The sequence below is a fragment of the Actinopolymorpha sp. B11F2 genome (assembly GCF_040195635.1).
Classification (GTDB): Bacteria; Actinomycetota; Actinomycetes; order Propionibacteriales; family Actinopolymorphaceae; genus Thermasporomyces.
The window spans coordinates 474,888-487,605 of record NZ_JBEFTX010000002.1 but is presented as its reverse complement, the minus strand read 5'-3'; the positions used below and the strand labels follow the sequence as shown (position 1 = coordinate 487,605).

The 12,718-nt window shown below is 68.3% G+C and carries 13 protein-coding genes; 9 read left to right on the top strand and 4 right to left on the bottom strand.

The window, feature by feature from the left end:
* Positions 1 to 133: 133 nt before the first annotated feature.
* Positions 134 to 865 (top strand): hypothetical protein, encoded by a 732-nt coding sequence (locus ABN034_RS06110; RefSeq protein WP_349689986.1) that lies wholly within the window; start codon positions 134 to 136, stop codon positions 863 to 865.
* Between the two features lie 122 nt (positions 866 to 987).
* Here the strand turns inward: ABN034_RS06110 and ABN034_RS06105 are convergent, their stop codons facing one another.
* The gene (locus tag ABN034_RS06105; RefSeq protein WP_349689985.1) at positions 988 to 1,929 is read right to left on the bottom strand and encodes an aldo/keto reductase; all 942 of its coding nucleotides are present in this window, start codon (positions 1,927 to 1,929) and stop codon (positions 988 to 990) included.
* A gap of 344 nt (positions 1,930 to 2,273) precedes the next feature.
* On the opposite strand from ABN034_RS06105, the gene ABN034_RS06100 reads away from it, so the two are divergent.
* The 6 genes from ABN034_RS06100 to ABN034_RS06075 all read left to right on the top strand — a co-directional run bounded on the left by ABN034_RS06100 (position 2,274) and on the right by ABN034_RS06075 (position 7,726).
* Complete coding sequence (locus tag ABN034_RS06100; RefSeq protein WP_349689984.1) at positions 2,274 to 4,559, top strand: immune inhibitor A domain-containing protein; 2,286 nt, start codon at positions 2,274 to 2,276, stop codon at positions 4,557 to 4,559.
* A gap of 376 nt (positions 4,560 to 4,935) precedes the next feature.
* On the top strand, positions 4,936 to 5,856 hold the full coding sequence (gene ligD, locus ABN034_RS06095; protein ID WP_349689983.1) for a non-homologous end-joining DNA ligase: 921 nt from the start codon (positions 4,936 to 4,938) through the stop codon (positions 5,854 to 5,856).
* Positions 5,857 to 6,004: 148 nt separating this feature from the next.
* Positions 6,005 to 6,172, top strand: coding sequence for a hypothetical protein (locus ABN034_RS06090; protein WP_349329820.1), 168 nt, complete (start codon positions 6,005 to 6,007; stop codon positions 6,170 to 6,172).
* A gap of 108 nt (positions 6,173 to 6,280) precedes the next feature.
* Positions 6,281 to 6,892, top strand: coding sequence for a TetR/AcrR family transcriptional regulator (locus tag ABN034_RS06085; protein ID WP_349329821.1), 612 nt, complete (start codon positions 6,281 to 6,283; stop codon positions 6,890 to 6,892).
* A gap of 120 nt (positions 6,893 to 7,012) precedes the next feature.
* Positions 7,013 to 7,240, top strand: a complete 228-nt coding sequence (locus tag ABN034_RS06080; protein ID WP_349329822.1) for a DUF3107 domain-containing protein — start codon at positions 7,013 to 7,015, stop codon at positions 7,238 to 7,240.
* 210 nt (positions 7,241 to 7,450) lie between these two features.
* On the top strand, positions 7,451 to 7,726 hold the full coding sequence (locus tag ABN034_RS06075; protein WP_349689982.1) for a GlsB/YeaQ/YmgE family stress response membrane protein: 276 nt from the start codon (positions 7,451 to 7,453) through the stop codon (positions 7,724 to 7,726).
* 23 nt (positions 7,727 to 7,749) lie between these two features.
* Here the strand turns inward: ABN034_RS06075 and ABN034_RS06070 are convergent, their stop codons facing one another.
* On the bottom strand, positions 7,750 to 8,493 hold the full coding sequence (locus ABN034_RS06070) for a ferritin-like fold-containing protein (protein ID WP_349329824.1): 744 nt from the start codon (positions 8,491 to 8,493) through the stop codon (positions 7,750 to 7,752).
* Between the two features lie 201 nt (positions 8,494 to 8,694).
* On the opposite strand from ABN034_RS06070, the gene ABN034_RS06065 reads away from it, so the two are divergent.
* Positions 8,695 to 10,485 carry a DEAD/DEAH box helicase gene (locus ABN034_RS06065; RefSeq protein WP_349690061.1) on the top strand — a complete coding sequence of 597 codons (1,791 nt, stop codon included), beginning with the start codon at positions 8,695 to 8,697 and terminating at the stop codon, positions 10,483 to 10,485.
* Positions 10,486 to 10,642: 157 nt separating this feature from the next.
* Here the strand turns inward: ABN034_RS06065 and ABN034_RS06060 are convergent, their stop codons facing one another.
* Complete coding sequence (locus tag ABN034_RS06060) at positions 10,643 to 11,341, bottom strand: L,D-transpeptidase (RefSeq protein WP_349689981.1); 699 nt, start codon at positions 11,339 to 11,341, stop codon at positions 10,643 to 10,645.
* Positions 11,342 to 11,758: 417 nt separating this feature from the next.
* On the opposite strand from ABN034_RS06060, the gene ABN034_RS06055 reads away from it, so the two are divergent.
* Positions 11,759 to 12,475 carry a helix-turn-helix transcriptional regulator gene (locus tag ABN034_RS06055; RefSeq protein WP_349689980.1) on the top strand — a complete coding sequence of 239 codons (717 nt, stop codon included), beginning with the start codon at positions 11,759 to 11,761 and terminating at the stop codon, positions 12,473 to 12,475.
* Here the strand turns inward: ABN034_RS06055 and ABN034_RS06050 are convergent.
* Positions 12,444 to 12,698 (bottom strand): hypothetical protein, encoded by a 255-nt coding sequence (locus ABN034_RS06050; protein WP_349329827.1) that lies wholly within the window; start codon positions 12,696 to 12,698, stop codon positions 12,444 to 12,446. The two genes, ABN034_RS06055 and ABN034_RS06050, sit on opposite strands and share 32 nt — an antisense overlap.
* Positions 12,699 to 12,718: the final 20 nt, after the last annotated feature.

Genomic DNA, 12,718 nt, shown 5'->3' with positions numbered 1-12,718 from the left:
AACACTGCCGCGGGACGTGGTCGGTCCCTGTCTGTGGATAACCCGACGAACGCCACCACCGCCACGTCCGACGCGCTCATCAGGGGCTCCGTCAGGTCACGCGCAACGGCGACCGGTCCTTTAGTGTGAACATGTGGACTACACGATTCTGCAGACGGCCGCGGACACCGACAGCGTGATCGACGCGCTCACCACGCTCGCGCCGGGCTGGTCGGATCGCACCGGCATCGAACACGCGCAGGGCTGGACCACGGTGCCAATGGAACCCCGTACTGCCAGCCAGTTCGCACCACTGCTCGCCAACCTGCTCGGGCGCGGCGTACTGGTCTGGACGGTCGACGCCGAGCACTGCCGAGTGTCCCTCCACCGTGCAAACGGCTCGGTGGTCGACGCGGTCGATCGCCCGGACCAGGTGGACGAACTCGCGAGGGCGTTCCACGAGAGTCATCTCCTCGTTTCCACTGAGGGTGAGAAGGACAAGACCGCGCTCGCCGCGGCCGCCTCCGATCCGGCGCGGTCCCCGAACGACCGGCACCGGGCCTTCTCCGAGCTGCTCGGCGTACCGCATGTGGCGCCGACCCGGCCGCCTGCCCCGAACCCCACAGCGCCGTCGCTGACGAGCGCCAGCGCACCTCTGGGCACGGATCAGTTCCGGCGGCGGGAACGGATCAGGAGTACGCGGAGTTGGCTCCACCTCTTCTCGGGCCTGGGCGGTGTCGCCATCGTTCTGCTGGTGATTCAGGGACCGTGGCTGCTCATTCCCGTGTTCCTGGTCGTCATCGGCGTGCTGCAGGTGATCCGATTCTGGATCGGCCGGTCCCTACCTCCGGGTGACGCCAAGAGTCGCCCGGTCACGCTGGGATGAGGGACCCTGGCACAAGCCCGGGTTGGATGAGGGGACCCCTGCGGCAACCCCACGCTGGATGAGGGCACCCCTGCGCCAATAGGTTCGCGGCAGGGGACCCCTCATGCAAAGGGACTCGAGCCTCAGCGGCCGGGCGGCGGGACGATCGCGTCGATCTCGGCCAGCTCCGCGGCCGTCGGCTCCCACTCACCGGCGGCGGCGTTGGCCTTGACCTGCTCGGCCGACATCGCCCCTGCGATCACCGAACCGCAGCCCGGCTGGGCGGCGAGCGCGCCGAATGCGATCTCCAGCAGCGACCGCCCTTCGTGTTCGGCGCCCCATGCGATCAGCGCCTCCACCCGGTCGAGCTTGTCATCGGTGACGTAGCCCTCACGGGCGGCCAGGCGGGAGTTCGACGGCACCGGCTGCCCACGTCGGACCTTGCCGGTCAGCAGACCGTTGGCGAGCGGAAAGTACGGAAGCACGCCGACGCCATAGTGCCGAGACGCCGGGACCACCTCGGCCTCGGCACCGCGTTCGAGCAGGGACCAGTGGTTCTGCGCCGAGACGAACGGTGCCACGCCCAGCTCCCGCGCCACGTGCGCCGCTTCGGCGATCTGCCAGCCACGGAAGTTGGAGTGCCCGGCGTACCGGATCTTCCCTTCCTTCACCAGCTCGTCGAGTGCCGACAGCGTCTCCGCGATCGGGGTGTGCCAGTCGGGTACGTGGATCTGGTACAGGTCGATGTAGTCCGTACGCAGCCGGCGCAGCGACTCCTCGACCGCCCGCCGGATGTACGCCCGGCCGCCCCGCGCCCCGGCAGCCGCGCCGTAGCCCATGTCACCGCCGAACTTCGTCGCAAGCACCACCTGGTCACGGCGTCCGGTGAGCACCTGCCCGAGCAGGTCCTCCGAGCCGCCCTTGCCGTAGACGTCGGCGGTGTCGAAAAGGGTGATGCCGGCCTCGAGGGCCGCGTCGACGACCTCCCGTGTGCCGTCGAGATCGAGCCGGCCGCCGAAGTTGTTGCAGCCGAGTCCGACGACGGATACCTGCAGTCCTGAATGTCCCAAGGGTCGATAGCGCATGTCCAGAGAGCCTACGGCCCACCTGACCAGCGACGTCGCCGGTGACCCGACCGGTCGCGGACCACCCGGGCACTGCCGGCGGCCACATCGCCCTGGACCGCTCATCTCAGCGCATCACGTGCAAAAGCTTCCACAACCGCCGCCAAACCGTCATGATGTGTCAGCTTTCTCGGATCACCCATTTCCATGTGAGTCATCGGCTTCCCACAGGAGTCACCGGCCGGCCCTTCGCGTACGCAACCTGCGTCGCTCCCGGCCAACGGGGGCCCACGACTCGCTCTGGCTTCGGACCCCGGTCCCGCTGTCCGGGCGCGCGGACGGCAGGACCGCCTGGAAGGAGTGCAGTGAGAGTTCGCCGATCCACCGCGGTCGCGACAGCCGCCACCGCAGCAGTCGCCGCCCTCGCCACGCTGGCCGCCACCGCGGCCGGTATCCCCGCGGTCGCCTCGCCGCCCGCGGGAGACCCGGCGCCCGCCCGTCAGCACGCGCCGGACGACCTGCCCAACCCGTACGCAGAGAAGCTCCGCGAAACCCGCAAGGCCGCGATCGAGAAGGTTCTGCGCGGCGAGGCGAAGGTCGAACGTCGCGGCCAGTCCGACGTCGTACGCATGGCCAAGGGCGACTACGCCCAGGTCAGCATGGAGAAGACCGACAAGATCTTCACCATCCTCACGGCGTTCGGCGACCAGACCGATCCGCGCACGGGGGGCTCCCCTGGCCCGGTGGCCAACCAGATCGCCGAGCCCGACCGCCGGCGTGACAACACCACCTCGTGGGCGCCCGACTTCAGCCGCGACTACTACCTCGACCTCTTCTTCGGTCAGGACGGCGAGTCGATGTCGACCTTCTACCGCGCGCAGTCGCAGGGTCGCTACACCGTGGCCGGCGACGTGAGCGACTGGGTGCAGCTTCCGTACAACGAAGCGCGGTACGGCAGCAACGAGATCGCCCAGTCCGACGGTTACTGGAACTACGTCAAGGACACCGCGAAGGCGTGGTACGACGCCCAGGTCGCCGCTGGCAAGTCGGCTGCCGAGATCAAGGAGTACCTCGCGCAGTTCGACACGTGGGACCGCTACGACTTCGACGGTGACGGCAACTTCGACGAGGCCGACGGCTACGTCGACCACTTCCAGGCGGTCCACGCGGGCGAGGGTGAGGAGGCCGGCGGCGGCGCACAGGGCGGCGACGCGATCTGGTCGCACCGCTGGTACGCGTTCCAGGGCCTCAACGACGGCCCCGACGGAAACCCGCGCGGCGGCGTCCCGATCGGCGACACCGGCATGTGGATCGGCGACTACACCACCGAGCCGGAGAACGGCGGCCTCGGCGTCTTCGCCCACGAGTTCGGCCACGACCTCGGTCTGCCCGACCTCTACGACACCGCGGGCGGCGACAACAGCACCGGATTCTGGTCGCTGATGTCGTCCGGCTCGTGGCTCAACAAGGGCGAGGACGACATCGGCACCTCGCCCGGCTACATGGGCGCCTGGGAGAAGCTGCAACTCGGCTGGCTCGACTACGAAGTCGTCTCACCCGACCGCGCGTCGACCACGGTGCTCGGCCCGGCCGCCCTGTCCACGGACAAACCGCAGGCGCTGGTGGTACCCCTGCCCAAGGAGTCGGTCACCACCGACTACAACGACCCGTTCTCCGGGTCCTTCGAGTGGTGGGGAGGCAGTGCCGACGACCTCAACCGGATTCTCCGGCGCACCATCGACCTGACCGGGAAGTCCAGCGCGTCGATCACCGCCAAGGCGTGGTACGACATCGAGGAGGGCTACGACTTCCTCCGCGCCGAGGTCTCGACGGACGGCACCCACTGGGAGGGTGTCGGTGAGCCGGTCGATGGCACCTCCGACGGCGAGTGGGTCGACCTGACCTACGACCTGACGCCGTACGCCGGTCAGTCGATCCAGTTCCGGTTCCGCTACACGACCGACGGTGGTGTGCACCTGGCCGGGCCCATGCTGGACGACATCGCGGTCACCGCCGACGGTGCGCAGGTCTTCTTCGACGACGTGGAAGCGGGCACCAACGGCTGGACCGGCAACTGGACCAGGTTCGGCGGCAGTGTCACGGAGCTCAAGGGCACCTACTACCTCGCGGAGAACCGTCAGTACATCGGTTTCGACGCGAACCTGGAGACCGGCCCGTACAACTTCAACCGCGCGATCAGCAAGCCCGACTGGGTACAGCACTACCCGTACCAGAATGGCCTGCTCATCACGTACTGGAACGAGAAGCAGGAGAACAACAACACCTCCACCCACCCCGGTGAAGGTCTGATCCTGCCCGTCGACGCGCGACCGGCGGTGGTCCGTTACGACGACGGCTCGTTGGCCAACGGCCGGGCACACTCCTACGACGCGACGTTCGGGCTTGAGAAGACCGAGCCGCTCACGCTCAGCAAGGAGATCCAGAAGGGGAACCAGGTCCGAGTGGTCATGGCCGACGTCCCCGCGTCGAAGGCGATTGCGGTCTTCAACGACTCCAAGCCGAACGCCTACTGGAACGCCGCCAACCCCAGCAAGAGCGTCAAGGTGGCGGGCTACGGCGTCAGGATCGTGGTCACCAAGCAGTCGGCCAACGGCAGCCAGATGACGGTCGCGGTCCGCCCAGCGGACTAGGCCCTTACCGATCAGGGAGCCGGGTGTGGGCGGGCGGATGCGTGAGTACGATGCCCGCCCATCCTGCGCGGAGCCGGCGCCGGACAAATGACCACGCTGCCCATGCTCGTGGTGGCCGGCGTCCGACAAATGACCACGCTGCCCATGTAGGTGGTGGCCGGCGTCCGACAATGACCACGCTGCCCATGCTGCTGGTAGCTGGAACAGGTACCGACACCTGTCCGGACACCACAAGCATGGGCAGCGTGGTCATTTGCAGGAGTGGCCGAAGCGGCCGAAGGCCCCGCCCAAGCCCAGGGCACGACAACGGACCGTGATCGGGTCCCATTCCGCGGACAGGTGGCGCTTCGTCGGTGTGACGGCGAGGATGGCGGATATGGCACCCGCGAAGACGAGTTCGGTCCGTGTACGCGTCGACGGCCAGGTCCTCGCGCTGTCCAACCTCGACAAGGTGCTCTATCCGACGACGGGGTTCACCAAGGGCGAGGTCATCGACTACTACACCCGGATCGCCCCCGCCCTGCTCCCCCGCGTCGCCGACCGGCCGCTGACGCGCAAGCGCTGGCCCGATGGCGTACACAAGCAACCGTTCTTCGAAAAGAACGCACCACGCGGCACACCGGAGTGGGTCCGCACAGTGACGATTCCCTCACCGGGGAGTACCCGCGGTACGGAGGACGTGGAGTACGTCGTCGTCGACAAGCTCCCGACCCTCGTCTGGCTCGCCAACCTCGCCGCGCTCGAGCTGCACGTACCCCAGTGGAAGGTCGGCCCTCGCGGCGGGATCCGCAAGCCTGACCTGCTTGTCATCGACCTCGATCCGGGGCCGCCGGCCGACCTCGTGCAGTGCTGCGAGGTGGCGCTCCTGCTCCGCGACCTGTTCGAGGCCGACGACCTGCGGGCCTGGCCGAAGACGTCAGGGTCGAAGGGAATGCAGCTCTACGTCCCACTGGTCGAGACGCCGGGCGAGGCCACCTCCGGCTACGCCAAGCGGCTCGCCGAGCAACTCGCCGGCGAGCACCCGAAGCTGGTCGTCGCCACCATGACAAGGGCTGCCCGCCCGGGCAAGGTGTTCCTCGACTGGAGCCAGAACAATCCGGCAAAGACCACGGTCGCGGCGTACTCCCTGCGCGGCAACGAGACCCCGACCGTCTCCACGCCGCTCACCTGGGACGAGGTCGACGGCTGCCGCCGGGCGGCCGATCTGACGTTCAGTCCGGACGAGGTCCTGGACCGGGTGGAGAGCCTCGGCGACCTCTTCGCCGACCTCGGCTCGGCCCCCCAGCGCCTCCCCTGATCAGGGGTGGCGGATCTGGGCAGATCCGCCCGGACTGTCGTGTTCTGCGTACCCACCCGCCCGGTTCGGAGTTAGTGTCGTTCGGAGAACCGCAACGTCAGGGATCCGATCAGCCACGATCTCATCCGCAAGAACGGAGGCGCGCACCATGACCGACGTCGAGGTCCCGTTCGAAGACGCAATCGAAGTCGAGGACGACGAGGCAACCGAGACCCCGCTCGATCACGAGGGCGAGGAACTCGACCTCGAAGCTCCCGAGGCCGATGCGGCCGACCAGCACCACGAGGTTGCTCTCGACGACGAGGACTACCGCTGACAACTCGCGGACCGAAGTCTGCCCAAAGCGCCGGTATGATCACCGACCGTTGACCTCAGCCGCCGGGGGAGCCGACGTCAGGTCGGCAGAGGAGGAGTCGAAGTGACGATGTCGGACATTCGCCCCCGGGGTGGCAGGCTCCCCCGCCAGGCACGTCGCGCCCAGCTTCTCGACGCCGCCCAGCAGGTCTTCGTCGCCGCCGGCTACCACGCCGCCGCCATGGACGACATCGCCGAACGGGCCGGCGTCAGCAAACCCGTGCTCTACCAGCACTTTCCGGGCAAGCTGGAGCTTTACCTCGCGCTCCTTGACGCCTCCTGCGACGCACTCGTCGACGCCGTACGCACCGCCCTGGCCTCCACCCAGGACAACCAGGAACGCGTCGCGGCGACGATGGACGCCTATCTCGACTTCGTGGGCAACGACGGCGGTGCGTTCCGGCTGGTGTTCGAGTCCGACCTCACCAGCGAACCGGCCGTCCGTGAACGCGTCGACAAGGTGAGCCGCGCCTGTGCCGAGGCGATTTCGGCGGTCATCTCCGAAGACACCGGCCTCCCACGGGAGGAGGCCATGCTCCTCGCTGCCGGAATGGCCGGGCTCGCGCAGGTCACAGCCCGCTACTGGGTGTCGGCCGGCGGCACCATCGACCGTGACGAGGCCGCGAAGCTCCTCACCACGCTCGCCTGGCGCGGTATCCGCGGCTTCCCCCGCGCCGACTGACCGACGCCACGAACCCCACCCGCAAACCGTCGGCTAGCCTCGACTGTGCCGGCGCGGATGCCGCAGTTTCCTGCGGTGCGCGATCCGAACGAAGTGCACGAAACGAAGAGAAGGTGGGCCGTGGAGGTCAAGATCGGCGTCCAGCACGCTCCGCGAGAGATCGTGCTCGAGAGCAATCAGGGTCCTGACGAAATCGAGGCCGCCCTGAGCAAGGCGCTCGAAAGCGACGACGGCCTGTTCAGCCTGGCCGACGAGCGCGGTCGCCGGGTCCTGGTGCCCGCTGAGCGGATCGCCTACGTCGAGCTCGGGGCCCAGGAAGAGCGGCGGGTCGGCTTCGGCGCCATGTGACCCCCAGGTCCGGCCCGACACAGGATCCGTCGTTGTCACAGCATGGGTGACTGACGCCTTGCTGCGTACCTTCGCCCAGATGTCCCGCAACCCCGGGCCCGCTGGCGCACGGCGGATACCTCGCGTACCCCCTCACCAGAACGGGACTTCCGGCACCACCGGGGGCACCACGGGCGGGAGTACGGTGAGTCACAAAGAGAGGGGGGCCATATGAGCATCATCGGCGTCATCATTGCCGGAATCATCATCGGCCTCTTGGGCAAGTGGGTTGCTCCGAGCAACCGCGACAACATTCCGCTGTGGCTGACCGTGATCTGCGGTGTCGCGGGGGTGCTGGTCGGCTACTGGCTGGCCACGGTCTTCGGAGTCGCAGCCACGTCAGGAATCGACTGGCTCCGCTGGCTCATCAGCGTCGTCGTGGCTGTGATCTTCGTTGCCATCGCGTCTTCGGTCATGGCCCGTCGCGGGAGCAAGATCTCGCACTAGAGGCGCGCCCAGCGGACAGACAGTCAGGACTGCAGGCCCAGGGTGGCCATCCGGTGTGCGTGCTGCTCGGTGAGGCGGGCGAACATCCGGCCGATGGCGGCGAGGTCCATCCCGGGTCGGTCGACGCCGCCGACGAGCAGGGCCACGAGCGCGTCCCGCTCGGCGGCGACGCGTTGTGCCTGGGAGAGGGCTTCGCCGACGAGTCTGCGTCCCCAGAGCGCGAGCCGGCCACCCACGCGAGGGTCGTCGGCAATGGCCTTGCGTACCCGATCAACCACGAAGGTGACGTGTCCGGAGTTCTCTAGCACCTCCAGCACGAGGGCTCTGGTGTCGGCGTCGACGAAGGCCGCGACCTCGCGGTAGAAGTCTGTGGCGATCCCGTCGCCGACGTACGCCTTCACCAGTCCTTCCAGCCAGTCGGCCGGCGCGGTGTGCCGGTGGAACTCGTCGAGGGCCGCGCGGAAAGGTTCCATCGCCGACACGGGCTCGACCCCGAGTTCCTGGAGCCGGTCGCGGAGCCGCTCGAAGTGGTGGAACTCGGTCACCGCGAGCGCACCGAGGGCCGCCTTGTCGCCCAGCGTCGGCGCCATCGTGGCATCGTCGGCGAGCCGCTCGAATCCGGTGAGTTCGCCGTAGGCGAGGACGCCAAGGAGGTCGATCACCGCCGGCCGGTAGACCGGATCCTCCTGTGCCGCCACCCCACCGCTCGCCCCTGCTCCCCCGGCTGGCGCGTCCCTACGGCTGGCCTCGCTGTCCTTCGCGCTCATGGGCCTGAGCTTAAGGGGTGACACGGGACGGAGTACGCGGTGCGACGACGCCTGCCAGGCCCCCTGGATCCGGCGGCGGTTAGACTCCGTGGCGAGGGCTTCCCGTGATCCGGGCATCCGGCGGGCGATTTGCCGCTCCGGCCGCCCGAGGGCGGGCCCGATTCCGACACGCCACGGCGTACGAACAAGAGGCGAAAAGCTCTGACGACTTTCAAAGAACTTGGCGCGCTCCCTGACATCGTCGACGCGCTCGATCGCGTCGGGATCACGGAGCCGTTCCCCATCCAGGAGATGGCGATTCCGATCGCGCTCACTGGTGCTGACCTGATCGCGCAGGCGCGAACCGGCACCGGCAAGACGCTCGCATTCGGCGTGCCCCTACTGCAGCGCATCGTCAGCCCGCGGGACCGCGACTACGAGGACCTGGACGCCCCCGGCAAGCCGCAGGCGCTGGTCGTGGCACCGACGCGGGAGCTGGCCCTCCAGGTGACGGCCGACCTCACCGCGGCCGGTTCGATCCGAGGCGCGAGGGTTCTGACGGTTTATGGCGGGGTGGCCTACGAACCACAGCTCGACATGCTGAAGTCCGGCGTCGACGTCGTGGTCGGAACCCCTGGCCGGCTGCTCGACCTCGCCGACCGCCGGGCACTCGTCCTTTCCCATGTCAAGGTGCTGGTCCTCGACGAGGCCGACCGGATGCTCGACCTGGGCTTCCTGCCCGATGTCGAACGCCTGATCAAGATGACTCACGAGCTGCGCCAGACGATGCTGTTCTCGGCGACGATGCCGGGCGACGTGGTGCAGCTGGCCCGGCGGCACATGCGGCACCCGGTCAACGTGCGCGCGGAGTCCGCCGACGAGAGTCAGGTGGTGCCCGCGACGGCGCAGTTCGTCTACCGCTGCCATGATCTCGACAAGGCCGAGATCCTGGCGCGACTCCTCCAGGCCGAGAGCCGCGGCCGGGTGATGATCTTCTGCACCACCAAGCGTGGCGCGCAGAAAGTCGCCGACGACCTCGCTGACCGTGGCTTCGTTGCGGCCGCGATCCATGGTGACCTCGGCCAGATCGCCCGGGAACGGGCGCTGGAGCGGTTCCGCTCGGGCAAGGTCGACGTCCTGGTTGCCACCGACGTCGCGGCCCGCGGGATCGACGTCGAGGGGGTCACTCATGTCGTCAACCACACGTGTCCCGACGACGAGAAGACCTATGTCCACCGAATCGGGCGTACGGGACGAGCGAGGGCATCCGGCATCGCCGTGACGTTCGTCGACTGGCAGGACCTTGCTCGATGGAAGGTCATCAACGCCACGCTCGGTCTCCCGTTCGAGGCGCCGGTGGAGACGTACTCCACCTCCGAGCATCTCTTCCACGACCTGGGCATCCCGAAGGACGCGACCGGCCGGGTGGGCGAACCCCGCGGCCCCAGCCGCGACAAGGCCGGTAGGGACAAGCGCGAACGTGACCGGCAGGACGGGCCGGCGGGCCGGCGACGCTCGCGTGGGCGACGCGGCGAGGCTTCTGACCGGACGACCACCAGGGACGACAAGCGGGAACAGGTCGGCCGTGAGGGCCGGTCCAGCCGGGGCCGCCGGCGCCGACGACTCCGTTCAGGAGTCGTCGTCGCGGAGAAGGATGCGGGACCCTCCGACCCCGCGGACGGCACCGAGGCAGCGGCCGGACCTACTGGTTCTCGGGGCAATGCCGACACCGACATCGCGAAGGACCGGGACCATGCGACCGGCACTGCCGCGACCGGTAGGCACCATGCGACCGGCACCACGGCACCGTCGGGAACATCGACAGACACGGTGACCGACGCACGGCAGCCCGCCGCTCCGGCCTCGTCATCGTCGACCGGAGAAGGCGGGGGCACCTCTCGCACCGCGCAGCGCCGGAGGTTCCGACTGCGGCGCCGACGTACCTCTCCTGATGCGGCGGGGGGCGCTGGAGGCGCAGAGGGCGCTGGACACGGCGAGAAAGCGTCCGGCTGAGCCCGCCCGTTCTCCGGCGATGCGACCCTCATGATCGGTACGTCATGAGCATGCGCTGGACAATTGACGTCGTGTGCCGCTCCAACCTCATGTTCCGCACCGATGGCGGTGCCGAAGCTCAAGGCCTACGCGCAGGTTGATGCGGTCCGGCCGCCGCTCACGCCAGGACGACGACGGGAGTCCCCGTCGGCGCGAAGTCCCACAGGGCCTTGGCGTCGGGTCGTGCCTGGCGTACGCATCCATCGGACAAGGACTGCCCGAGTTGACGAAGGGTCTGTACCGGCTCGCCGGTCGCGATGCTGATCGGGATGTCATGAAACCCGATCGCGGCGTTCTCGCCGAAGGTGAACGTCACCATGTATTCCATCCGCTCGGTGCCGTGATAGCTGGTCGTGTTGCGGCGCTTGCGGATGACTTGGTACCTGCCGGGCTCGACCTGGCCGTACTTCGTCCCTGACACGAGATAGCTGCGTAGGACGGTGTCGTCTCCCTTGACCAACCAGACCCGGTTGGCCTTCAGGGCATAGACGACACGGGTGCCGGTACCGCTGCCGACGGGGAGGGCGTCTGGCCGTGACGTCGTGGGGGCCGGTGAAGCGGTCCATGCCTTCGCTGTAGGACTCGTCCCGCTATGCGGTGTCGGGTCCGGAGCCTTTCGGAGGGGACCGCCTGCCCGATCCGCCAGATCGCGCTGACTGTCCTGCACGGTATCGGCGGCGGGCTGCACGATGGTCGTGCCGACCGGGATGAGACCCGTCGCGCCGAGCAGAGCGACCGTGAGGGTGAGGACCGAGAGGCCCGCCGAGAGGATTCGGCGGTGTCCCAACCGGCGTGACCGGCGGGCGGCGTGCCTCATCGACGATCCTCCTCACGCTGCGTGCGAGCAGTCCAGCCGTGAGCTATCAACAGGCTAGGTCAGACGACCCCAGTGCGGGCCGCCCCCATCGTATTGGGGTAAATGACCAGCTTTCGACCTCGTCCATCCGCGCTGGCTTCGACGGGACCTGGCTTCGACTGCTGGGGATCACAGCGTAGTGGTATCTCCACTCGAGATCGATCGGGGACCGCGCTGGGACGAGGACTGCGGGATCGAACCAGCGTTGTGTTGCATGCGGGCACGCGGACCGCTGTTGCACCAGCCGAGCAGCTACTCCTGGAGGAGTCCGTCCCATGGGTGCTTCATGCGTACGCACAGTCCAACAGGTCCAAAACGGAACCCCGTGGCGCCCCGCATGTCGCCGGTTCTGTCGGCACCTTGTGCCACTGTTGTCGGGTGAACCGGACAGATCGTCTCCACGCCCTGACCGAGGAACTGCGCCGCGCCGGGCCGAGAGGGTGCAGTTCGCAGCATCTCGCCGAGCGGTTCGCGGTGAGCGTCAGCACCATCAAGCGCGACGTCACCGCCATCCAGCAGGCAGGCACTCCGATCAGGGCACGAAACGGGCCCAGCGGTGGTTACGTCCTCGAGGCCGAGGACACGTTGCCTCCGGTGAAATTCACTCATGCACAGGCGATGGCGGTTGCTGCGGCGCTCGCGGCCAACTCCGAAGCCCTGATCGCCCCCGACGGTGCCGCCGCACTCAAGAAAATCGCCGCCGTGTTGGACATGGAGTCGCGCCACGAGGTGGTGAAACTACTCGGCCGTACGCAGCGCCCCGCCACCGAGTCCGCACCCGCACCACGTGTCATCGACGAGGCTCTGCGCCAGCAGCGCGTCGTGGTCCTGGACTACGTCGACGCGAAGGGCGAGTCGACCCGGCGCCGCGTCGAACCCCTGGAGCTGACGCACACCGGTGACCACTGGTACCTCGTCGGATGGTGCCTGCGTCGCGACGCCGTGCGGTGGTTCCGACTGGATCGGGTCCGCTCCGCGCACCTGACTCCGGATCCGGTCGTCGGCCGGGATCTGCCCGCGATTGGCGCTCCACCGCCAGACGCGGGTCCCGTCGGCGTGGTCATCAACCTGGATACAGCGCGCCGTAGGCGATGAAGCCGCACGCCCACGCAGCCAGCAGATAGAGCCATCCCCGCAGTGCACGGTCCTTCTGCCACGCGAGGACGCTCAGCACCACGATGGGTATCAGCAACGCGGTCGCCGCCGGCAGGCGTCCGTCGTATTGACCGAACACCCAGAGCATGGCGAGCGCCGTGAACGCGATGGTCAGCCCACCGAGCAGCTTGCGCGGCTCTGCCAGCAGGCGAAGCAGATCCATGGTTCCTACCGTAAGCGGCA